This window comes from Rhodovarius lipocyclicus, from assembly GCF_009900765.1.
Lineage (GTDB): Bacteria > Pseudomonadota > Alphaproteobacteria > Acetobacterales > Acetobacteraceae > Rhodovarius > Rhodovarius lipocyclicus.
The window spans coordinates 69,643-90,406 of the sequence record NZ_JAAABL010000007.1; the positions used below are offsets into that span (position 1 = coordinate 69,643).

At 69.4% G+C, this 20,764-nt stretch carries 20 protein-coding genes; 4 read left to right on the forward strand and 16 right to left on the reverse strand.

Annotation, left to right across the window (positions count from 1 at the left end; translation table 11 throughout):
• Positions 1 to 32: 32 nt before the first annotated feature.
• Both GT007_RS08810 and GT007_RS22775 read right to left on the reverse strand, forming a co-directional pair.
• Positions 33 to 2,096 (reverse strand): acetate--CoA ligase family protein, encoded by a 2,064-nt coding sequence (locus tag GT007_RS08810; RefSeq protein ID WP_160121235.1) that lies wholly within the window; start codon positions 2,094 to 2,096, stop codon positions 33 to 35.
• 12 nt (positions 2,097 to 2,108) lie between these two features.
• Positions 2,109 to 2,234 (reverse strand): hypothetical protein, encoded by a 126-nt coding sequence (locus tag GT007_RS22775; protein ID WP_268894550.1) that lies wholly within the window; start codon positions 2,232 to 2,234, stop codon positions 2,109 to 2,111.
• 6 nt (positions 2,235 to 2,240) lie between these two features.
• On the opposite strand from GT007_RS22775, the gene GT007_RS08815 reads away from it, so the two are divergent.
• Entirely contained in the window at positions 2,241 to 2,738 is a 498-nt protein-coding gene (locus tag GT007_RS08815; RefSeq protein ID WP_160121236.1) for a periplasmic substrate-binding domain-containing protein, read from the forward strand.
• Here GT007_RS08815 and GT007_RS08820 read toward each other — a convergent pair.
• The 9 genes from GT007_RS08820 to GT007_RS08860 all read right to left on the reverse strand — a co-directional run bounded on the left by GT007_RS08820 (position 2,713) and on the right by GT007_RS08860 (position 12,626).
• Positions 2,713 to 3,333 (reverse strand): TetR/AcrR family transcriptional regulator, encoded by a 621-nt coding sequence (locus tag GT007_RS08820; RefSeq protein WP_160121237.1) that lies wholly within the window; start codon positions 3,331 to 3,333, stop codon positions 2,713 to 2,715. The two genes, GT007_RS08815 and GT007_RS08820, sit on opposite strands and share 26 nt — an antisense overlap.
• Positions 3,334 to 3,427: 94 nt before the next feature.
• Entirely contained in the window at positions 3,428 to 4,399 is a 972-nt protein-coding gene (locus GT007_RS08825) for an SMP-30/gluconolactonase/LRE family protein (RefSeq protein ID WP_160121238.1), read from the reverse strand.
• A gap of 70 nt (positions 4,400 to 4,469) precedes the next feature.
• Positions 4,470 to 5,435: a hydroxyacid dehydrogenase gene (locus tag GT007_RS08830; RefSeq protein ID WP_160121239.1), complete on the reverse strand. Its 966-nt coding sequence runs from the start codon at positions 5,433 to 5,435 to the stop codon at positions 4,470 to 4,472.
• A 158-nt stretch (positions 5,436 to 5,593) separates the two neighbouring features.
• Positions 5,594 to 6,925, reverse strand: a complete 1,332-nt coding sequence (locus GT007_RS08835) for an LLM class flavin-dependent oxidoreductase (RefSeq protein ID WP_160121240.1) — start codon at positions 6,923 to 6,925, stop codon at positions 5,594 to 5,596.
• Positions 6,926 to 6,980: 55 nt separating this feature from the next.
• Positions 6,981 to 8,711 carry an ABC transporter substrate-binding protein gene (locus GT007_RS08840; protein WP_160121241.1) on the reverse strand — a complete coding sequence of 577 codons (1,731 nt, stop codon included), beginning with the start codon at positions 8,709 to 8,711 and terminating at the stop codon, positions 6,981 to 6,983.
• Between the two features lie 13 nt (positions 8,712 to 8,724).
• On the reverse strand, positions 8,725 to 9,708 hold the full coding sequence (locus GT007_RS08845) for an ABC transporter ATP-binding protein (RefSeq protein ID WP_160121242.1): 984 nt from the start codon (positions 9,706 to 9,708) through the stop codon (positions 8,725 to 8,727).
• Entirely contained in the window at positions 9,705 to 10,709 is a 1,005-nt protein-coding gene (locus GT007_RS08850) for an ABC transporter ATP-binding protein (RefSeq protein WP_236571566.1), read from the reverse strand. The genes GT007_RS08845 and GT007_RS08850 overlap by 4 nt, the downstream gene beginning before the upstream one ends.
• Before the next feature lie 10 nt (positions 10,710 to 10,719).
• The gene (locus GT007_RS08855) at positions 10,720 to 11,652 is read right to left on the reverse strand and encodes an ABC transporter permease (RefSeq protein ID WP_160121244.1); all 933 of its coding nucleotides are present in this window, start codon (positions 11,650 to 11,652) and stop codon (positions 10,720 to 10,722) included.
• Between the two features lie 5 nt (positions 11,653 to 11,657).
• Positions 11,658 to 12,626, reverse strand: coding sequence for an ABC transporter permease (locus GT007_RS08860; protein WP_160121245.1), 969 nt, complete (start codon positions 12,624 to 12,626; stop codon positions 11,658 to 11,660).
• 350 nt (positions 12,627 to 12,976) lie between these two features.
• Between GT007_RS08860 and GT007_RS08865 the strand changes: the two genes are divergently transcribed.
• The 3 genes from GT007_RS08865 (at position 12,977) to GT007_RS08875 (ending at position 16,760) form a co-directional block, all read left to right on the forward strand.
• Positions 12,977 to 13,894: a LysR substrate-binding domain-containing protein gene (locus tag GT007_RS08865; RefSeq protein WP_160121246.1), complete on the forward strand. Its 918-nt coding sequence runs from the start codon at positions 12,977 to 12,979 to the stop codon at positions 13,892 to 13,894.
• A 152-nt stretch (positions 13,895 to 14,046) separates the two neighbouring features.
• The gene (locus GT007_RS08870; RefSeq protein ID WP_160121247.1) at positions 14,047 to 15,405 is read left to right on the forward strand and encodes an LLM class flavin-dependent oxidoreductase; all 1,359 of its coding nucleotides are present in this window, start codon (positions 14,047 to 14,049) and stop codon (positions 15,403 to 15,405) included.
• A 5-nt stretch (positions 15,406 to 15,410) separates the two neighbouring features.
• Positions 15,411 to 16,760 (forward strand): LLM class flavin-dependent oxidoreductase, encoded by a 1,350-nt coding sequence (locus GT007_RS08875; RefSeq protein WP_236571567.1) that lies wholly within the window; start codon positions 15,411 to 15,413, stop codon positions 16,758 to 16,760.
• A gap of 5 nt (positions 16,761 to 16,765) precedes the next feature.
• Here GT007_RS08875 and GT007_RS08880 read toward each other — a convergent pair whose 3' ends face one another.
• From GT007_RS08880 to GT007_RS08900, 5 genes are read right to left on the reverse strand one after another with little or no spacing between them, the layout of a single operon-like run.
• The gene (locus tag GT007_RS08880; RefSeq protein WP_160121248.1) at positions 16,766 to 17,587 is read right to left on the reverse strand and encodes an amidohydrolase family protein; all 822 of its coding nucleotides are present in this window, start codon (positions 17,585 to 17,587) and stop codon (positions 16,766 to 16,768) included.
• The gene (locus GT007_RS08885; RefSeq protein WP_236571568.1) at positions 17,587 to 18,552 is read right to left on the reverse strand and encodes a Bug family tripartite tricarboxylate transporter substrate binding protein; all 966 of its coding nucleotides are present in this window, start codon (positions 18,550 to 18,552) and stop codon (positions 17,587 to 17,589) included. The genes GT007_RS08880 and GT007_RS08885 overlap by 1 nt, the downstream gene beginning before the upstream one ends.
• Positions 18,543 to 19,343: an SDR family NAD(P)-dependent oxidoreductase gene (locus tag GT007_RS08890; RefSeq protein ID WP_160121249.1), complete on the reverse strand. Its 801-nt coding sequence runs from the start codon at positions 19,341 to 19,343 to the stop codon at positions 18,543 to 18,545. The genes GT007_RS08885 and GT007_RS08890 overlap by 10 nt, the downstream gene beginning before the upstream one ends.
• A complete protein-coding gene (locus tag GT007_RS08895) occupies positions 19,343 to 19,918 on the reverse strand; it encodes a carboxymuconolactone decarboxylase family protein (RefSeq protein WP_160121250.1) in 576 nt (191 codons plus the stop codon). The genes GT007_RS08890 and GT007_RS08895 overlap by 1 nt, the downstream gene beginning before the upstream one ends.
• Positions 19,919 to 19,947: 29 nt before the next feature.
• Positions 19,948 to 20,700 carry an IclR family transcriptional regulator gene (locus tag GT007_RS08900; protein ID WP_160121251.1) on the reverse strand — a complete coding sequence of 251 codons (753 nt, stop codon included), beginning with the start codon at positions 20,698 to 20,700 and terminating at the stop codon, positions 19,948 to 19,950.
• Between the last annotated feature and the right edge of the window lie 64 nt (positions 20,701 to 20,764).

Consider the following 20,764-nt stretch of genomic DNA (forward strand, 5'->3'; position numbering starts at 1 on the left):
GGCGCGCTTTTTCGCGCAGGCCCGCGCCCGCCTCAGCACCGCGTGCTGATGCTAACCAGCGCGTCCAGCGCCGCCGCCCCCTTCTCCCGCACCAGGAACGGGTTCACCTCCACGCTCGCCACCTCCGGATGCGCGGCGGCGAAGCGGGAGAGTGCCACCAGCGCCTGCACCAGCGCGGCCTTGTCCAGCGGCGGCGCGCCGCGCCAGCCCTCGATCAGCCTGGCACCGCGGGATGCCGCGATCAGCGCCTCGGCCCGGTGCGGCGTCAGCGGCGCGCTGGCGAAGGCCACGTCGCGGAACAGTTCCACCGCCACCCCGCCCAACCCGAACATCACCATCGGCCCGAAGACCGGGTCGCGCAGCGTGCCCAGAATGGTCTCGACGCCGCCCTTCAGCATGGGTGCCACCAGCACGCCATCCAGCTTCGCATCGGGCCGCGCCTGGCGGGCGCGTTCCATCAGCGTGGCGAAACCCCGCGCGGCCGCATCCGCATCGGCCACATTCAGCAGCACGCCGCCGACCTCGGTCTTGTGCGGGATGTCGTCGGACAGGATTTTCAGCACGACCGGGTAGCCCAGCGCCTCGGCCGCCGCGACCGCCGCCGTCGCGCTGGCACAGGCATGCTCGGGCGGCACCGGCACGCCGGCCTCGGCGATCAGGCGCTTGGCCTCGGCCTCATTGCAGGCGGACAGGGCGATGACGGGCACCGCCTCCGCGCCCAGTTGCAGGCGGCGCAGGCGCTCCGCCCCCGCCACCGCGCGCACGGCGCGGTTGGGGTCCTCGAACACCGCGATGCCCTCGGCCTCCAGCGCCAGGCGCACCTCGTCCACATGCGTCATCACGGCGACCACCGCGCGGTCCGGATAGTCCCGCCGCAGCCCGGTCAGCGCCTTGGCCAGGGGCGGGAAGCGCTTCAGGTCGCGCCCCAGATGCGCCAGATAGAACATGACAGCGCCCAGATCGGCGCCGCGCATCATGCTCTGGCTGATCGTCTCGACCACATGCAGGCGGCCGGCCAGTTGCGCCGTGGTGTCGATCGGGTTGCGCCCGCCCGCCATGGGCTGCACGGCGCGGATCTCGGCCAATACCTCCGGCGGCATGGCCGGCACCTGCAGCCCGTTCTCGATGCAGGCATCGGCCATCAGCACGCCGATACCGCCCGAGACACTCAGTATGCCCACCCCGGCGTTCGGCGGCTGCGGCCCGACGGAGCACAGATAGGCGACATCCAGCATCTCCTCGATGGAGGAAACGCGCAGTGCCCCGCATTCGCGGAACACGGTGTCGATCACCCGGTCCTCACCGGCGAGCGAGCCGGTATGGGTCGCGGCGGCGGCCGCGCCCACCTCGGTGCTGCCGACCTTCATGATGATCACGGGCTTCCGCGCGGCAGCGGCCTTCAGCAGCGCGCGGCGCAACCCGTCGTCATTGGCGCAGCCCTCCAGCGAGGCGCAGATCACCTTGGTGCCCGGGTCCTCGGCCAGATAGTCGATGGCGGTGGCCACATCCACATCGGCCTCATTGCCGGTGGCGATGGCGCGGCTGATGCCGATGCCGCGAAAGCCCGCGACGGCGTAGATGTGCGAGCCATAGGCGCCGCTCTGGGTCGCCACCCCCACCGTGCCCGGCCCCGGCCGTGCGGTGGCCAGCAGCGAGGAGAACGTACCGAAATACCCGTCGGGCGGGCTGATGCTGCCCAGGCAGTTGGGCCCGGTGAAGCGGATACCGTGGGCGCGCGCCTGCTCGGCCAGGCGCCGCTGCATGGCGACGCCCTCGCCGCCCTCCTCCGCGAAGCCGGAGGACAGCACCTGCATGTGCTTCACCCCCTTGGCCGCGCAATCCTCCACGGCCTTGGAAACGAGCCCCGCCGGCAGCAGGATCAGCGCGCAATCCGGCACCTCCGGCAGATCCATCACGCTGCGGAAGGCGGGCAGGCCCTGCACCTCGGCCGCGCTGACGTTGATGGGATAGATGCGCCCCTGATACCCCAGCGTCTTCAGGTGCAGCAGCGCGCGGCCGCCCAGCTTCTCCGGGTCGCCCGAGGCACCGACCACCGCCACCGATTGCGGCCGGAACATCTTTGCCAGTTCGTGCATAGTGCTGTTCCCTCAGGCCGCCGCGCGATGCGCGTCGAGCAGGCGGCGGGCCTGGAAGCTGCGGTCGCCGAATTCGAACTCGGCCATCATGATGCGGCGCGCGAGGCGGATCGCGGCCACATCCTCGGTCATGCCCATGCCGCCATGGCACTGGATGGCGGCCTGCGCGATGAAGCGCCCGGCCTCGTGCAGGCGGTGGGGCAGATGTGGACGCGCATCGGCGTGCGCACCATGGTGGAGGCCCAGCCCTATGCCACCTTCATCGGCCGCGCCAGCCGGCGGGAGGCGCCCGCCGCCCTGCTGACCTGGGGCAATTCCACCGGCGAGGTCTCGGTGCTGCTGAATTCCGTGCTGCGCACGCCCGACCGCGACGCGGGGCACGGCCCGGCCAACCGCCTGCTCTATTCCAACGCGGAGATGGACCGCCAGCTCGCGGCCGCCCAGACCGAGATGGATGACGCGCGGCGCGAGGACCTGCTGCGCCGCGCCTCCCTGACCGCGCTGGAGGATGGGATGATCGTGCCGCTGTACCTGCAGAACGCCATCTGGGCGATGCGCGCGAATCTGACCTATGAGGCGCGGATGGACGAGCGCAACGACCCGGCCGCCGTCCGCCTCATCGCGGCGCGACCAGCCCGTTGAAGATCATGTCGCAATAGGCGTCGGCGATCTGCGGCGGCGCCATGCCCTTCTCGGGCTTGTACCAGCGGTGCATCCAGTTGAGGGATGAGAGGATGAGCCGCCCGGTCAGCGGCACATCCAACGGGCGGAACTCGCCGGCCTCGATCGCTTCCTCGATCAGGGTGCGGATCAGCCCCTCATAGCGGTCGCGCCACATCATGCGCTCCTTCTGGCGGCGCTGCTCCGGGTCGTTCCAGAAGGCGGTGGTGGAGGCGATCCAGGCCCAGCGGTAGCGCTGGAAATACTCGCCCGTCGCGGTCATGAAGACGCGCACGCGCTCCGAAGGGCGGGCATCCGCGGGCAGGCGGTCGAACACGAAGTGGTACAGCTCCCGTGTGGAGCCCAGCGTCACCTTGGCGAAGATCTCATCCTTGTCGGTGAAGTGATGATAGAGCAGCGACTTCGAGATGCCACAGGCCTCGGAAATGTCGCGCATCGAGGTGCCGTCATAGCCATTGGTGGCGAACAGGCGCGCCGCTTCCGACAGGATCTGCAGCATGCGCTCGGCCCCATCCCCGCTCTCGGGGCTGGCTATCCTGGTGGCCGGACGCGCCATGCCATTCCCCCGCCTTCCGCCGGCAACCGGCGGTTCGCCTGACACATGCGCTGACCGACCGTTCAGTGCAAGCCCGCGGGCGGCGCCCCGGGCATCACCCGCCCAGCGCCCCCTGCGCCTCCACATACAGCGCATAGACGGACTGGCTGGCCGTCATGAACAGCCGGTTCCGCTTGCGCCCGCCAAAGCACAGGTTGGCGCAGCGTTCCGGCAACAGGATGCGGCCTAGCAACGTGCCGTCCGGCGCGAAGACGGCCACGCCATCCTGCCCCGGCCCGCCGGAGAAACCCGCCCACACATTGCCCTCGGTGTCGCAGCGGATGCCGTCGGCATGGCCCGCCCCGTCGAAGAACAGCCGGCCGTTGCGCGGCATGCCGTCCACCATGTCGTACACCCGGGTCAGCCGGTTCGCGGCCGGCGTGTCCACCACATACAGCCGCGATTCATCGGGCGAGAAGCACAGCCCGTTCGGGCGCTCCATGTCGTCGATGGCGATGGTCAGGTCGCGGGTTTCGGGGTCCAGCCGATAGACGCGGAAGGGCATTTCCTTCGGCGCCTTGTCGCCCAGGTAATGGCCGCGGATGCCCGCCCCATTGTCGCTGAACCAGATGCTGCCGTCGGATTTCACCACCACATCGTTCGGCCCGGTCAGCCGCGTGCCCTGGAAGTGGGAGGCCAGGACGGTGACCGTGCCGTCATGCTCCGTGCGGGTCAGGGTGCGGCTGCCGAGCTCGGCGCTGATCAGCCGGCCCTGGCGGTCGCGGGTGTTGCCGTCGATGTTGCCGCAGGGCTGGCGCAAGGGCGCCACCTGGCCCGTCACCTCATCCCAGCGCAGCAGCGCGTCGTTCGGGATGTCGGTGAACAGCAGGCCGCGGGTGTCGCCGAAATACACCGGCCCCTCGGTGAAGCGGAAGCCGGTGGCGATGCGCTCGATGGCGGCCAGCGGCGTGATCAGCGCCTGGAAGCGCGGGTCCAGCACGATCACGTCCGGGTCCGGATAGCGCACGGGCGGCGCGTTGGCTTCCCAGCGGCCGGGAGCGGCGGGTGGGGTGGGGTGCGATGCCATGTGCTCTCCTTGGTGGTGCCCGGCGGGCTGGGCGATCGGGGTGGCGCCGCAAGCCGGCTGCCCACGGGCCTTAGCGCAGCACCTCGCGGTTCACCACCGCGTCGATGTCGGGCTCCCCGGCCAGATAGGCCAGGGCATTGCCGGCCGAATCCCAGCTCATGCGCTGCAGCCCCTCGGCGGTGCTGGCCGCGACATGCGGGGTGACGACCAAGTTCTCATGCGACAGCAGCGGCCCGGCTTCCCGCATCGGCTCCACCCGCAGCACGTCGATGCCCGCGCCCGAGAGATGGCCGGACCGCAGGGCGGCATCCAGCGCCGCCTCGTCCACCAGCGTGCCGCGCGCGGTGTTGATCAGCACGGCACCCGGCTTCATGGCGGCCAGGAAGGCGGCATCGACCATGCCGCGCGTGGCGTCGCTGGCCGGCAGGTGCAGGGTGACGATGTCGGCGGCCGCCAGCCCCGCGTCGCGGTCCTTCACCACCTCATACCCCGCGCCGCGAATGGTGCCGGCGGGGATGAAGGGGTCATGCACCCCCACCCGCATGCCGAAGGCCGCGCACAGCCGCGCCACGCGCGTGCCGATGCGCCCGAAGCCCAGGATGAGCACGCGCCGCCCGCCCAGCTCGAAGGTGGCGGACTGGCCCTTCACGCGCCACTCGCCGCGCCGGACCCCCGCATCCACCGGCAGCACGCGCCGCGCGACGGACAGCATCAGCATCAGCGCGTGCTCGGCGACGGAGGCGGCATTGGCCTCCGGCGTGATCATCAGCGCGATGCCGCGCGCGGTCAGGGTCGGCACGTCCACCAGGTCGTAGCCCACGCCATGGCGCACCACGACCTTCAGCTTCGGCGCCTGGGCGACCAGCGCCGCATCCACCACCGTGCCGCGCACGATCAGCCCCTCGGCTTCCCGCAGCCGGTCAAGAAGGCCCGTGGCCACGCCATCGCCCGGATGGTCGAGGGTGACGCCGGGCGCGTCGAGCAGGCGCTGGATGCCGTCCGGATGGATCGGATCGGCGACGACGATATGGGGCATGGGCGCTCCGTCAGGCTGCCGGTTCGGCCGGCAGGCCATGGTTCCGCGCGGCGGTGCCGGCGGAGGGGTTATGGCGGTCCTCCGCCGCCAAGCCCTTGGTAAGGCGCTTGCGGGCCTTCCACAATCGCCGGTCCCCAGGCACCGCGCCCCGCCTGCCGTTACGCCGGGGCGTAGCGGTTGCGCGGCCTGGCCAGGCCCAGATGGTCGCGCAGGGTGGGGCCGCTGTATTCGGTGCGGAACATGCCCCGCGCCCGCAGCTCCGGCAGCACCAGCTCCACGAACTCATCCAGGCCATGCGGCAGCACCGGCGGGCACAGGTTGAAGCCGTCGGCAGCGCCGCCCTCCACCCAGGCCTGCATGTCGTCCACGATATCCTTCGGCGTGCCGACCACGCAGCGCCCGCCGAAGCCCGGGGTGATGGTCTGGTACAGCTGGCGGATGGTCAGGTTCTTCTGCCGCGCCAGGGCCAGCATGCGCCCCGCGGAGCTTTTGATGGTGGCGTTCGGCGGTTCGGGCACCGGCCCGTCGATGTCGAAACCGCTGAGGTCGCCCAGCGTCTGGTACAGGTAGGAAAGCCCGAGCTCCGGCGCCACCAGCGCGTTCAGCTCATCGTATTTCGCCTGGGCCTCCGCCCGGGTGCGGCCGATGAAGAGGGTGACGCCCGGCATCACCTTCAGCGCCTCCCGCTCGCGCCCATACTTGGCCAGCCGGCTTTTCAGATCGTCGTAATAGGCCTTGGCCGAGGCGATGTCGAAATGGGAGGAATAGACCACATCGGCGCTTTCGGCCGCGATCTCCATGCCCTGCTGGGCCGCCCCCGCCTGCACCAGCACCGGCCGGCCCTGGGGCGTGCGCTTGATGGTCAGCGGGCCCTCGACCTGGAAGTGCTTTCCCTTGTGGAACAGCGTGTGCATCTTCGACTGGTCGAACATGATGCCGCTCTCCTTGTCGAAGACCGGCGCATCTTCCTCCCAGCTATCCCACAGCCCCTTCACCACGGAGACGAACTCCGCCGCGCGCTCATAGCGCGTGTCGTAGTCCATGTGCTTTTCGCGGTTGAAGTTGCGGGCCTCCACCTCGGACCAGGAGGTGACGATGTTCCACCCCGCGCGCCCGCCGCTGAGGTGGTCGAGCGAGGCGAATTTGCGCGCGATATGATAGGGCTCGTTGTAGGTGGTGCTGGCGGTGGAGACGAGGCCGATGCGCGACGTCACCGAGGACAGCGCCGAGAGCAGCGTCAGCGGCTCCAGCTCGAACACCTGGTGGGAGCGGCGCAGCGCCCCCGGGGGCTCGTCGCGCGTGCGCAGGCCGATGCCGTCGGCCAGGAACACCATGTCGAGCTTGGCGCGCTCGGCGGTCTCGGCGACACGGCGGTAGTGGCTCAGCTTGGAGGCCGCGTCCGGGTCCGCCGAGGGATGCCGCCAGGCAGCGGCGTGGTAACCCAGATAGCGCATCGAAAGGCCGAGGCTGATCTGCTTCGGGCTGGTCATGGTGTCGTTCTCGTCTTTGGAAGGAGGAGCCGCACCCGAAGGGCGCGGCCCGTGATCAGTACTGGTAGCCGGCGCGTTGCAGGTATTCGCGCGCCTTGTCGAGGTCATAGGCGATGGGCTTCAGCAGATCGTGGTCGTACTGCTCCGAGGTGAAGGGCAGCGGCACCGTGCCTTCCTCGCCATAGCCGCCCGCGATCTCCTTGACGATCTGCTCGCGCGGCATGGCATGGCTGATGGCCTTGCGGATATAGGCCGCGGCCTCCGCCGCGCGGGCGGGGTCCTGCCGGCCCAGCGGCGTATCGACGCCGGTGCCGAAGACCGGGTGGCGCAGGTTGTAGCAGATGTGCTGCCACTTGAAGCTGTCGAAGCTCTGCACCTTGCCCCAGCTCGGCTCGATGGTGCTGGCCAGGGGGCCGATGTCGTACATCGGGTCATGCGCGTCGATGGCGCCCGAGCGCAGGGCCGACAGCACGGAATCCGTGCCCTGGATGTTGACCACGTAGAAGGTCTTCACATTGCCGGTGTGCGGCTTCCAGTAATTCTCGTTGCGCACGAATTTGTAGGCGCGGCGCTGCGGGTCATAGCCCTGCGCGATCCAGGGCCCGGTGCCCACGCCGCCCAGCGAGGTATAGGTCCGCCCGCCCGACACGCGCACCTGGAACCGCCCGTTCCAGGTCGAGGCCACATGGCCGCGCATGGAGGCCGGCGCGATCCCCTCATAGGCATGCTTGGGCATGATCGCCTGCGCGCCCAGCAACCAGTCGAGGAACAGCATGTCGTATTTCGGCAGTTCCACCGTGATCTCGTACTTGCCGGTCACGCGATAGCTCTCGGTGCCGCCCAGCACCTGCTCGGCGGTGGCCTGGATCGGCGCGCCATAGGCCTTGTTCAGGATGGTGTCCCAGGTGAACTTCACATCCTCGGCGGTGAATTCCTCGCCCGAATGCCAGCGCACATTGGGGCGCAGGGTGATCACCCACTTCTTGCCGTCGTCGGACATGGTGTGGCTGAGCGCGAGGCCGGGCTGCAGGCGCTTGTTCTCCCAGCTCTCATACTCGTACAGCCGGTTGTAGACCGGGCCGAAGATGTTGCTGTCCGAATAACCGTTGGAATACATCGGGATCAGCGACATGGGCGGCGCCCAGGAGGCGAAGGCGGCCGTCGCGTCATTGCCCGCGCCCTCGATGGTCCAGCTCTCGGGGTTGGGGAAGAACACCGGGTTGAAGGTGGTGGTGTCGAAGCCCCGCAGCTTCGGGTTCACCGCGATCACGTCCTTCGGATAGAACAGGATCGTCATCGGCTCTGTATCGTACCAGCGCTTGGCGAAGTCGCGGTAGGCGGCCTGGCGCCCGGCGGGGTCGATGGTGCTGCCCAGGCGGTCCAGTGCGTCGTCGATCTGCGGGTCGTTCACGTAATAGAAGTTCTGGCCGGAGGGCGGGGCCAGCCGGCTGTGGAACAGCGAGTTCGGCGTGGGCGTGATGGCGTTGTAGTAGTAGCGCTCCAGATAGGCGTCCCAGCCGCCCTCGGCATGCGGCTTGCCGTCGCCGCGCGACCGGCGGGGGGAGATGACGGTGAAGGGCACGAAGCTCGACACCACGTCGATGCCGATGCGCGACATCTGCTGGGCCGCCAGCGTGCCCCAGATCATCCGCGCCGGCTGGTTGTTCGGGATCATCAGGTACAGGCGGAAGAAGGGCGGCGCCGCCTGGGCCGGGCCGACCGCCGCGGTGACGAGGGATGCGGCCGAGGCCTGCAACATGGCGCGGCGCTTTGTGGTCATGCGCATGCGGTGTCTCCGTTCAAAGGGGGTTGTGGCAAGCGGCGCGATGCGGCGCGGAAGGCGGCATCAGCAGGGGTTCGCTCTGCGCGCACACCGGCAGGGCGGCCGCGCAGCGCGGGTGGAAGGGGCAGCCCGTGGGGCGGCGCATGGCGCTCGGCACCTCCCCCTGCAGCACGATGCGGTCCTGCGCGGCGCCAGGGCTCGGCACCGGGATCGCGCTGAGCAGGGCCCGCGTGTAGTGGTGCCGGGGGCGGGTGAAGATGTCGTCCACCGGCCCGATCTCGACCAGCTTGCCCAGATACATCACCGCCACATGGGTGCTGATGTAGCGGACCGAGCTGAGGTCGTGGGAGATGTAGAGATAGGCGAGGCCCAGCCTGTCCTGCAGCTCCGCCAGCAGGTTCAGGATCTGCGCGCGCACCGAGACATCGAGCGAAGACACCGGCTCATCCAGGATCAGCAGGCGGGGCTCGATGGCCAGCGCGCGCGCGATGCCCACGCGCTGGCGCTGGCCGCCGCTGAATTCGTGCGGATAGCGCCAGGCATGATGAGGTTCGAGGCCCACCATCCGCAGCAACTCGCCGATGCGGGCGTCCCATGTCTCCGGCGCCTCGGGCCGGTGCACGCGCAGCGGTTCCTTCAGCGTCTCCCCGATCGTCCAGCGCGGGTTCAGCGACAGGTACGGGTCCTGGAACACGTATTGCAGGGAACGGCGGATCGCGAGAATGCGCGCCCGGTCCCCGCCGCGGAACACCGGCACGATGTCCTCCCCCTGGAAGCGCACCGCGCCGTCCGAGGGCTCGACCAGGTTCAGGATGGAGCGCGCGGTGGTGGTCTTGCCGCAGCCGGATTCGCCCACCAGGCCCAGCGTCTCGCCCTCGGCCACGCTGAAGGAGACGCCATCGACCGCGCGGATCTCCGTCTGCTTGCTGGCGCGGAACAGGCGGCGTTCCAGGACAGGGTAGTATTTCGACAGCCCGTCGACTTCCAGCAGCGCGCTCATGCCGCGATCCCCTCGCTGCCGCGCTTCAGGCAACTGACGGTGTGGCCCGGGCCGACCGGGGTTTCGAGCGGCAGCAGCCGGCGGCACTCGGGGGCTGCCTCCGGGCAGCGGTCATGGAAGCGGCAGCCCGGGGGCGGGTTCAGCAGGTTGGGCGGGCGGCCGGCGATGGTCGGCAGCGGCCGGCGCGCGGCCCCGGTATAGGAATGGTCGATGCGCGGCATGCTTTCCAGCAGCGCGCGGGTATAGGGGTGTCGCGGCGCGTTGAAGATGGTCGCGGCATCCGCGCTCTCGCACACCCGGCCGGCGTACATCACGGTGATCCGGCTCGCCATGCGCGCCACCACCCCCATGTCGTGGGTGACCAGCACCATGGACATGCGGAAACGCTTCTGCAGGTCCGCCAGCAGTTCCAGGATCTGCGCCTGGATGGTCACGTCCAGCGCCGTCGTCGGCTCATCCGCCAGCACCAGCGACGGGTTGCACAGCAGGGCCCGCGCGATGCCCACGCGCTGCTTCATGCCGCCCGACAGCTCATGCGGGAATTGCCGCAGCCGGGCGCCGGGGTCGGAGATGCCGACCAGCCCCAGCAGTTCCACGACGCGCGCATCGGCCTCGGCCCGGCTCGCCTTCTCGTGCCACATCAGGATCTCGCCCAGCTGCGCGCCGATGGAATAGATCGGGTTCAGCGAGGTGGCGGGGTTCTGGAAGATCATGGCGATGCGGCGCCCGCGCAGGGCGGCCATCTCGGCGGGTTTCTTGGCCAGCAGGTCCTGGCCTTCGAACAGGATCTGGCCGCCGGCCATGCGCGCGGGCGGCGGCACCAGCCGCAGCGTGGCCAGGCTGGAGACGGTCTTGCCCGAGCCGGACTCCCCCACGATGCCCAGCGTCTCGGCCGGGTTCACGTGATAGTCCACACCATCCACCGCGCGCACCACACCCTCACGCGTGTGGAAATGCACACGCAGGTCGCGCACCTGCAGCAGGGGGGCGGGGGCGGCCACCACCGGCGGGCTACTGGCGGGTGCGAGGGTTGAAAGCATCGGTCAGTCCATCCGCCAGCAGGTTGAACCCAAGCACCGTCACGAACAGCGCGGCCCCGGGCGACAGCACGGCCCAGGGGGCCACTTTCAGCGCCTCGTAGTTGAAATACAGCGACTGGCCCCAGGAGACGGCGCGGGGGTCGCCGAAGCCCAGGAAGCTGACCATCGTCTCGGCCAGGATCGCCCCGCCGATGCCGAGTGCCACCAGCACGATCAGCGGCGGCATGGCGTTGGGCAGGATGTGGCGCAGCAGGATGTCCCGGCGGGAGGAACCGATGCAGTGCGCGGCCTCCACGAATTCGGAGTTGCGCAGGCGCAGGAATTCCGCGCGGGCCATGCGGGCGATGGGCGGCCATTCGAAGCAGCCCAGCAGCACGATGATGGTCATCAGGTTGAGGTTGGGGATGTCCTCCAGCCAGGTGCCCACCACCACGATGCCGAACAGCCGCACCACGGCCAGGATCACGACGAAGACGGGGATGACCATGAAGAATTCGGCGAAGCGCATCAGCAGCTCATCCACCATGCCGCCGGCATAGCCCGCGATGCCGCCGATGATGACGCCGATGACGGAGGCGATGATCATGGCCCCCAGCCCGACCGCGAGCGCCGTGCGCGCGCCGTAGATCATGCGGGTGAACACGTCGTAGCCGTTGCGGTCGGTGCCCAGCCAATGCAGGGCGCTGGGCGCGCGCCGGGCGGCGCCGCGCAGCATGGCCGAGGTGTCGTCCGGCGCGAAGGGCGCGGCGAAGGGAGCCAGCAGCGCCACCAGCACCACCAGCGTGACCATGGCCAGCCCGATCAGTCCCGCGCGGTTGCGCCGGAACCGGTACCAGGATTGCCGCCAGATGCCCGGGGCGCGCTGCCGGGGGGCCGCGATGGCCGGAAGGGTCGCGTCGCTCATGTGCTTCAGCCCAGCCTGATACGCGGGTCGATCGCCACATAGGCGATGTCGGTCAGCAGGGTCGCCGTGACCAGCATGACGGTGATGACCATCGTGGCCCCCATGATGAGCGGGTAGTCGAGCTGCTGGATCGCCATGATGTACAGCGCGCCGAGGCCCGGCCAAGTGAACACGGTTTCCGTCACCGGCGCGGTGCCCAGCATCAGCCCGAACAGGATGCCGAGGTAGGTGAGCACCGGGATGAAGGCATTGCGCAGGGCATGGCCGAACACCACCCGGCGTTCCGGCAGGCCGGAGGCGCGGGCAGCGGTGATGAAATCCTGCCGCAGCACGTCCACCAGCGAGGATCGCAGCAGCAGCGTCAGCGTCGCGCAGTTGAAGAACACCAGCATGCCGACCGGCAGCACCATGTGCCACAGCGCGTCCGCCACATCGCTGCCCCACAGCGGGTTGCGGGTGGAATAGGCGCCATAGCTGGGCAGGATACCGAGCGAATAGGAGAAGATCAGGATCAGGACGATGCCGAGCAGGAAGCCCGGCATGGAATGCCCGACCATGGCCGAGGCGATGACGCCGAAATCCACCCGGCTGTACTGCCGCGTGGCCGCCAGCACCGAGATCAGCACCGACACCAGCAGCGCGATCAGGATGGCCGGCACCTGGATCTTCAGCGTCTCCAGCCCATAGGTCACGAGCATCTCGGAGACGGGCAGGTTGTAGATGATGGAGGTGCCGAAATCGAGGCGCAGCAGCGCCCAGATCCAGGTGAAGTACCTGTCCGTCACGCTGCCGTTCAGGCCGTAGTATTCGGTCACGGCCTGGATCATTTCCTCGGTGATGCCGGGCCGTTCGGCCAGCAGCACCTCCACCGGGTTGCCGATGGCGTTGATCATCGCGAACAGGATGACGCTGACGCCGAGGATGAGGCAGAGCGAGAAGATCAGGCGTCTCGCGATATAGCGGGCGGTCCCCATGGTTTCTCCCGGAAGGCGGCGACCATTGTGGATCGGAGCCGCCGCCGCCCCCTCGCTCTCACCCTCGGGGACGGCGGCATGCTCCTGGAACGGGGCGTGGTTACGCCCCGCCCGAAGCGGTGCCCCCAGGGGCGCCCCCAGGGGCGGTCATGTCGGTGTCGGGCGTCAGCCTCGAACGGATTTCCAGATGCAGCACGTCAGCAACTCCCCCACGGAGTGTGCCGCGACCTCAAGCATTCTTCCCTGCCGCACCGGTTGGCCCGGTTGCGCTGGATCAAACCGTGCGGCATGAAACCGAGGGGGGTCAAATGCTGTTTTCACCCGTCTTCATGTCATTATATTATGAAGCGATGGCCCGCCGAATCACCCAGCGCCAGATCGAGGCTTTCCGCGGCGTGATGCTGCGCGGCTCGATCTCCGGCGCCGCCGAGATGCTGGGCCTGACCCAGCCCGCCGTCAGCCGCCTGATGCGCGACCTGCAGGAGGTGCTGAAGCTGCGCCTGTTCGAGCCGCGCGGCACCGGCATCGTGCCCAACGCGGAGGCCAACCTGCTGTATGAGGAGGTCCAGCGCAGTTTCCTGGGCCTGGACCGCATCGAGCACACGGCCCAGGAGATCAAGCGCGCCCGGCGCGGCAACCTGCGCATCATCGCCATGGCGGGGCCGGCCCACGGCATCCTGCCGCGGCTGGTCGCGCGCTTCCTCGACGAACACCCAGACACCTTCGTGGCCCTGCACAACCACATCGCGCCCACGGTGCTGGAGCGCGTGGCGATGCGGCAATACGACCTGGGCATCGCCTATGCGCCGCTCGACTATCCGGGGGTGGATATCGAGGTGCTGCCACAGCTGGACGCGGTGTGCGTGCTGCCGGCCAACCACCCGCTGGCGGCCAAGCGCGTGATCCGGCCGGAGGATCTGCACGAGCAGAAGCTGGTGAACCACGGCGCCGGCAGCCACATCACGGTGAAGCTGGATGCGATGCTGCGCCTGGCCGGCGCCGTGGCGCGGGAGGTGGCGGAATCCACCTCCGCCGAGGCGATGTGCCGGCTGGTCGGCCAGGGTGTGGGCATCGCCCTGCTGGACCCCTTCACCGTCACGGCGGTGCGCGATCCCGCCATCGCGCTGCGCCGTTTCGAGCCGCGCATCGACTACCCGGCGACCCTGGCCTTTCCCTCCGGCCAGCCGCGTTCGCGCGCGGTGGAGGAATTCACCGCCATGCTGCGGGCGGAGGCAACGATGGAACGGCTGCTGCCCGGGCTGACCTAGGGTCGCTGTCCGCCTTCATACGTTTTCGTTTTGATAGGCCTTGCGCGCCCCTGCGGGCCTGTGCATGCTGGCGCTCTCACCCTCTGGCTGCCTCGCGGCCATCGCATTCCGGCAATTGCAAGCGGCGCCCGGCGCGCCTTGAGGATGTGGGAATGGCTCGGCAAGGAATGATGAAGCTCGGCATGTCGATGCGCGGGCTCGGCTACCACCCCGCCGCCTGGCGGCACCCAGATGTGCCCTCGGACGGCACGCTGCGCTTCGAGCATTACGCGCACAACGCGAAGATGGCCGAACAGGGCCTGTTCGACATGATCTTCTTCGCCGACGGCATCGGCCTGCGCGAACGCGATGAGCCGCGCGGCTCGCTGGCGCGCTCGGGCTATGAGCTGGTGGAGATGGAGCCGCTGACGCTGCTGCCGGCGCTGTCGGTGCTGACGAAGCACATCGGCCTGGTGACCACGGCCAGCACCACCTACAACGAGCCCTATCACATCGCCCGCAAATTCGCGACGCTGGACCTGATCAGCGGCGGGCGCGCGGGGTGGAACATCGTCACCTCCTGGTCCGAGGCGGAAGCCAAGAATTTTTCGCGCGAGGAGCACCTCGAATACGACCTGCGCTACGAACGCGCAGCCGAATTCGTCGAGGTGGTGAAGGGGCTGTGGGATTGCTGGGAACCCGACGCCTTCGTCTACGACAAGCAGAGCGGCCTGTTCTACGACGAAAGCCGCATGCATCTGCTGAACCATCGGGGCAAGCACTTCCAGGTGCGCGGGCCACTGAACGTGGCGGGCATGCCGCAGGGCCGGCCCATCCTGGTGCAGGCCGGTGCCTCCGAACCCGGGCGCGAGATCGCGGCCGCCACCGCCGATGTGGTCTATGCGGCGGCCGATTCCGTCAGCGCCGCCAAGGCCTATTACGACGACGTGAAGGGCCGCATGGCCAAGTATGGCCGCGACTGGGATGAGCTGAAGATCATGCCCGGCGTGCGCACCATCGTGGGCGCCACCCGGGCCGAGGCCCAGGCCAAGTTCGACCGGCTGCAGGAACTGACGGACCCGCTGGTGGGCCTCGCCCGCGTCTATGCGGCCCTCGGCGACCTGTCGGGCTTCGACATCGACGGCCCGGTGCCCGAACCTCAGCGCGAGGCCCAGGTGAGGAGTGCCACCGAGCGCGTGATGAAGCGCGCCCGCGACGGCAACCTGACCATCCGCCAGCTGTACCAGCAGATCGTGGGCGGCGGCTTCTACCTGATCGGCACCGCCAGCGACATCGTGGACGGCATGCAGGAATGGTACGAGGCCGAGGCCTGCGACGGCTTCAACGTGCTGCCGCCCTATCTGCCCGGCTGCTGCGACGATTTCGTGGAGCACATCACCCCGGAGCTTCAGCGGCGCGGCCTGTTCCGCAAGGCTTACGAGGGCGCTACGCTGCGCGAGAATCTGGGGCTGAAGACGCCCGTGAACCGCTGGGCGGCCGAACGCGCCGCCCGGTCAGCCGCCGCGGAGTAATCGCATTGACCAGTCGCACCATGAAGCTCGGCCTGAACCTGGTGGCCAATGGCGCGCATGGCGGCGGCTGGCGCATGCCCGACGCGCTGCTGGGCGCGGCCATGGATATCGGCATGTGGAAGACGCTGGCCAGGGAGGCCGAGCGCGCCAAGTTCCACATGATGTTCTGGGCCGACGGCATGGCGGTGCGCAGCTCCGCCAAGGACAACGCCCAGCTCAGCTACGACAGCCGGATCGACGTGTTCGAGCCGATGACCCTGCTCTCGGCGCTTTCGGCCGTGACGGAGCACATGGGCTACATCGCCACCGTCTCCACCACCTATTACGAGCCCTTCACGGTGGCGCGGCTGTTCGCCTCGCTGGACCACATCACCGAGGGCCGGGTGGGCTGGAATGTCGTGACCTCCTGGTCGGAGCAGGAGGCGCTGAACTACAACCGCGACAAGCACATGGAGCACGGCGCGCGCTATCGCCGGGCGCAGGAATTCGTCGATGTCGTGTTCGGGCTGTGGGACAGCTACGAGGACGACGCCTTCATCCGCAACCAGGCGACGGGGCAGTATTTCGACCCCGCGAAGATCCATGTGCCCGACCACCGGGGCGAGCATTTCAAGGTGCGCGGGCCGCTGAACGCGCGCCGGCCGATCCAGGGCTATCCGGTCATCGTGCAGGCGGGGTCGTCCGGGCCGGGGCAGGATCTGGCGGGGCGCATCGCCGAACTCGTCTACACGATGCAGAAATCCCTGCCCGAGGCCCAGGCCTTCTACGCCGGCGTGAAGGAGAAGGTGGCGGCGCAGGGCCGCTCGCCCGACCATGCGCTGATCATGCCCGGCGTCATGCCCATCATGGCCGACACCATGCAGGAAGCCCGCGACCTGAACGAGCGGTTGCAGGAACTGATCCACCCGCAGCTGGGGCTGGCGGCGCTGTATCCCTCCTTCGGGGATCTCAGCGGCTATGACCTCGACGCGCCGGTGCCGCAGATGCTGGCGGACACCAACAGCCTGAAAAGCGAGCACGCCAAGCTGGCGCGGAACCTGGCCGCCAACCAGGGGCTGACCATCCGCCAGCTGATCAACCAGCGCAGCGCCTCCGGCCACCATGTCATCGTCGGCACGCCCGAGAGCATCGCCGACGAGATGAGCGACTGGTTCCTGAACCGGGGCTGCGACGGCTGGAACATCCTGCCGCCCTATTTCCCCGGCCCGGTGCGCGACATCTTCGACAAGCTGATCCCCGCCTTGCAGCGGCGCGGCGTGTTCCACCGGGAGTATGAGGGCCGGACCCTGCGGGAAAACCTGGGCCTGCCGCGCCCCGAACACCCCGCGCGGCGCAAGGCCGCCGCGGCGGAATAGCCGCCTCAGAACCCGTAGAGCCGGGCCGGGTTCTCCACCAGCAGCTTCCGCAGCCCGGCCGCGTCGGCCATCAGCGGCAGCAGTTCCATCAGCCCCGCGTCATCCTCGATCAGGTGGCGCGGGTTGGAATGCGGATAGTCCGTGCCCCACACCACGCGGTCGGGTGCCGCCGCGATCAGCGCCCGGGCGAAGGGGATGGCGTCATGAAAAGGCGCGCCGGTGGCCGAGACCCGATCGCTGCCGGAGACCTTCACCCAGCAATTCTCCCGCTTCACCTGCTCCAGCAGGGCGCGGAAGGCGGGCTGGTCCAGCCCCTTCGCGGCATCGACGCGGCCCATATGGTCGATGACGAAGGGGATGGTCAGGCGGTCCAGCTCCTCCCGCAGCTCCAGCAGATCCGCGGAATCCAGGTGGATCTGCGCGTGCCAGCCCAGGGGGGCGATGCGCGCCACGGTGCGGCGGAAGAATGCCAGGTCCGGCCGCTTGCCCAGATGCCGCACGAAGCCGAAGCGCACGCCCCGGATGCCGCCTTCATGCAGGCGGATCAGCGCTTTCTCGTCGAAGCTGTCGTCGATCAGCGCGATGCCGCGATAGCGCCCCTGGGAATGCGCGATGGCATCCAGCATCGCGCCATTGTCGGTGCCATAGACCACCGCCTGCACGATAACGGACCGCGCGATGCCCAGCCGCCGGTACAGCGCGGCCAGGTCGTCCTTCGTGCGCTCGGGCGGGGTGAAGGGCCGGTTTTCCGCGAAGGGAAAGCGCGCGACGGGGCCCCAGACATGGCAATGGGCGTCGCAGGTGTTTTCGGGCGGGATATAGGGCATCACTCGGGCCTGATGTTGGCGCCGCGGACGACCTGGGCCCAGCGGTCCACCTCGGCCGAGATGAAGGTCGCCGCGTCCTCCGGCCGGCTGGCCACCACGCGGGCGCCCTGGCTGGTGATCTGGCGCTGGGTCTCGGGCCGGGCCAGGGCCGCGGCGGTGGCCGCGTGCAGCCGGGCCACGCGCCCGGCCGGCGTGCCGGCGGGGGCGAAGATGGCGTACCAGTTCTCCACCTCCATGCCGCTCACCCCGGCCTCGGCGAAGGTGGGGGTCTCGGGCAGCGCGGCCGAGCGCCCGGCGCTGGTCACGCCCAGCGGGCGCAGCCGCCCGGCCTGCACATGCGGCAGCAGCACCGGCACATCCAGGAAGGCCATGTCCACCTCCTTGGCCAGCAGCGCCGTGATGGCGGGGGCGGCGCCGCGATAGGGCACATGGCCCATCTCGACCCCCGCGCGCATGGTGAACAGCGCCCCCGCAAGATGCGGCGTGCCGCCAGGGCCGGAGGAGCCGTAGTTCAGCCGCCCGGGCCGGGCTTTCGCCAGCGCCACCAGCTCCGCCACGCTGCGCGCCGGCACATCCGGGTGCACCGCCAGCAGCGACGGCACGGCCGAGACGATGGAGATCGCCGCGATATCCCGCCGGGTGTCATAGGGGTTGTTGGGCATCAGCGTGACGTTGACGGCCAGCGCCCCCGTGCTGGCGAAGCCCAGCGTGTAGCCATCGGGCGTGGCCTTCGCCACGGCATCCACACCCACCACGCCCCCGGCGCCGGACCGGTTGTCGATCACCACGGAGCCGCGCAGTTCCTCGCCCAGCGGCTGGGCCAGGATGCGCGCGCCGAGATCGACCGGCCCGCCCGGCGGAAAGGGCACGACCAGGCGCACCGGCCGGTCGGGGAAGGACTGCGCGAAGGCTGGCGTAGCCAAAGGGGCCGCGAGCAGGGCGCGGCGCGAAGCCATCAGTCGCATCTGGCTGACATCCCCCCATCCACCACGATTTCGGTGCCGGTCACGAAACGCGCCTCGTCGGAGGCGAGGAACAGCGCGGCGTGGGCCGTGTCCCGCCCATCGCCCGCGAAGCCCATGGGAATGCGCGACAGGCGCTGCTTCAGCAGCGCCTCCACATCGCCGCCGGAGCGCTGGCCCGCCAGCCGCACCTCCACCATCGGCGTGTGCATCTGCCCGGGCACCACCGTGTTCACCCGCACGTTGCGGCTGGCGTATTCCACGGCGACCACGCGCGAGAGCTGGATCACCCCCGCCTTGGACGCCGCATAGGCGACCTGGGCCGAACCGGTCCAGCGGGTGCCGCTGGTCGAGGCCGTGTTGACGATCGCCCCGCCCCCCTGCGCCACCATGATGGGCAGCACATGCTTGCAGGCCAGGAAGACGCTTTTCAGGTTGTAGTCGATCTGGCTGTCCCAGACCTCCTCGCTCATCTCCACCGGCCCGCCCTTGGCGCTGCCGCCGACATTGTTCACCAGGATGTCGATGCGGCCGTGCAGCTTGTGGGCCTCGGCCACCATCGCCGCGATGGAGGCGGGCTGCATCACGTCGCACTGGCCCATGGTGAAGCTGCCGCCGAATTCCGCGATGCGGGCGGCGGTTTCCGCCATCGCGGCCGGGTCGCGGTCCACGCCATGGACGATCGCACCCTCCCGCGCGAACAGCACCGCGGCCGCGCGGCCATTGCCCCAGCCGGGGCCGACCGAGCCGGCGCCGGTGATGATGGCGACCTTGCCTTGCAGACGCCCGGCCATCAGTTGGGCACCTCATCGCCGGGTTCCGCGCCAAGCTCGGTCTGGAAATGCTCCGGCAGGCCCAGCTCGAAGGTGTTCAGCGTCATGGAGACCAAGGAATAATAGCCGAGCATCCCGATCAGCTCGACCAGCCCCTTCTCCCCCAGCGCCGCCACGGCGCGGTCATACAGCGGGCGCGGCACGCGGCGGGTGGCCAGCAGGGTGGTGGCGACATCGTAGATCGCCTGTTCCTTCGCATCGCGCAGGGTGGGCACGCGGCGGGCGGCGATGTCCGCCACCACCTGGGGGTCCATCCCCGCCTCCAGCCCGATACGCTTGTGCGCGAACCACTCGTAATGCGCGCTCCAGTGCCGGGCCATGACCAGGATGGCCAGCTCGCTGTAACGCGGCTCCAGCGAGGTCTGGTAGCGCAGCAGCTCCCCCAGCTTCTGGGCGCGGCTGGCCAGTTCCGGGTTCTTCAGCCAAGCGATCATCGGCGCGGGCACGCGGCCACGGATGCCGCTGATGGCTTCCTGGCAGGCGCGCTGCTCCTCGGGCGTGCGCTGCCCCTCGGGGGTCAGTTCGATACGGGCCATTGCTTGTTCGTTTCCTCCGGTTGGCGCGGTCAGCGCCGCAATCGTTCCAAGGGGGTGGGGTCGCCGCCCAGGTCGCGGGTCATGGCGACCGCCTCCCGCATCACCAGCGGCACACAAAGGGCTTCGATCCCGGCATCGAAACGATACAGCGGCACCGAGATGCCGATGGAACCCGCCACCTCGCCCGCCGCGTTCAGCACCGGGCAGGCGATGGCCGCGATCTGCGGCAGGCGCTCTCCGCGCGTGACGACGGGCAGGGGCTCATGGGTATCGAGCGCGACCAGCGAGCGGCCATGGGCCCCGCGCCCCAGCGGCTGCGCCTCGCCCACATGCGCCACCTCCCGCACGATCTGCGGGGAATCCAGGCGGAAGACGCAGCGGCGCTGCTCGCCCTCGCGCACGAAAAAGGCCGCGCTCTCCCGGCTTTCGGCGCGCAGGCGCTCCAGCGCCGGCATCACATGGTGTTCCAGCCGCAGGGAGCGGCGGAACAGATCCCCCAGCAGCAGCAGGGTGGGGCCCAGCAGATAGCCGCCGGCGGGCAGGCGTTTGACGAAGCCATGCCCCTCCAGCGTGCCCAGCAGGCGCAGCGCGGTGGTCATGTTCAGCCCGGCGCGGCGGGAAATCTCGGTCAGCGGCAGGGGGCCGTCATCCTCGCGGAAGGCGCGCAGGATCACCAGCGCGCGGTCCACGGCGCGCACGCTGTCCCCCACGCCCGAGACCTGGGCGGGGGGCGGAACCTCCCGCAGCAGGGGCTCCGTGGGCGTCTCGGCGGGTCTGGGCATGCGCTTGGCCATGGCGGAAGGCTAGCAGGCGATTCCACCAGACGGAAGTGACTTGCACGGAATG

Excerpts from the sequence above, each read along its gene's own strand:
- GT007_RS08840 (WP_160121241.1), bottom strand. The coding sequence starts at position 8,711 with ATGCGCATGACCACAAAGCGCCGCGCCATGTTGCAGGCCTCGGCCGCA.
- GT007_RS08880 (WP_160121248.1), bottom strand. The coding sequence starts at position 17,587 with ATGCCCTATATCCCGCCCGAAAACACCTGCGACGCCCATTGCCATGTC.
- GT007_RS08825 (WP_160121238.1), bottom strand. The coding sequence starts at position 4,399 with ATGGCATCGCACCCCACCCCACCCGCCGCTCCCGGCCGCTGGGAAGCC.
- GT007_RS08855 (WP_160121244.1), bottom strand. The coding sequence starts at position 11,652 with ATGAGCGACGCGACCCTTCCGGCCATCGCGGCCCCCCGGCAGCGCGCC.
- GT007_RS08885 (WP_236571568.1), bottom strand. The coding sequence starts at position 18,552 with ATGCGACTGATGGCTTCGCGCCGCGCCCTGCTCGCGGCCCCTTTGGCT.
- GT007_RS08830 (WP_160121239.1), bottom strand. The coding sequence starts at position 5,435 with ATGCCCCATATCGTCGTCGCCGATCCGATCCATCCGGACGGCATCCAG.
- GT007_RS08895 (WP_160121250.1), bottom strand. The coding sequence starts at position 19,918 with ATGGCCCGTATCGAACTGACCCCCGAGGGGCAGCGCACGCCCGAGGAG.
- GT007_RS08890 (WP_160121249.1), bottom strand. The coding sequence starts at position 19,343 with ATGGCCGGGCGTCTGCAAGGCAAGGTCGCCATCATCACCGGCGCCGGC.
- GT007_RS08835 (WP_160121240.1), bottom strand. The coding sequence starts at position 6,925 with ATGACCAGCCCGAAGCAGATCAGCCTCGGCCTTTCGATGCGCTATCTG.
- GT007_RS08860 (WP_160121245.1), bottom strand. The coding sequence starts at position 12,626 with ATGGGGACCGCCCGCTATATCGCGAGACGCCTGATCTTCTCGCTCTGC.
- GT007_RS08870 (WP_160121247.1), top strand. The coding sequence starts at position 14,047 with ATGGCTCGGCAAGGAATGATGAAGCTCGGCATGTCGATGCGCGGGCTC.
- GT007_RS08815 (WP_160121236.1), top strand. The coding sequence starts at position 2,241 with ATGGCACTGGATGGCGGCCTGCGCGATGAAGCGCCCGGCCTCGTGCAG.
- GT007_RS08900 (WP_160121251.1), bottom strand. The coding sequence starts at position 20,700 with ATGCCCAGACCCGCCGAGACGCCCACGGAGCCCCTGCTGCGGGAGGTT.
- GT007_RS08845 (WP_160121242.1), bottom strand. The coding sequence starts at position 9,708 with ATGAGCGCGCTGCTGGAAGTCGACGGGCTGTCGAAATACTACCCTGTC.
- GT007_RS08810 (WP_160121235.1), bottom strand. The coding sequence starts at position 2,096 with ATGCACGAACTGGCAAAGATGTTCCGGCCGCAATCGGTGGCGGTGGTC.
- GT007_RS08865 (WP_160121246.1), top strand. The coding sequence starts at position 12,977 with ATGGCCCGCCGAATCACCCAGCGCCAGATCGAGGCTTTCCGCGGCGTG.
- GT007_RS22775 (WP_268894550.1), bottom strand. The coding sequence starts at position 2,234 with ATGGGCATGACCGAGGATGTGGCCGCGATCCGCCTCGCGCGCCGCATC.
- GT007_RS08820 (WP_160121237.1), bottom strand. The coding sequence starts at position 3,333 with ATGGCGCGTCCGGCCACCAGGATAGCCAGCCCCGAGAGCGGGGATGGG.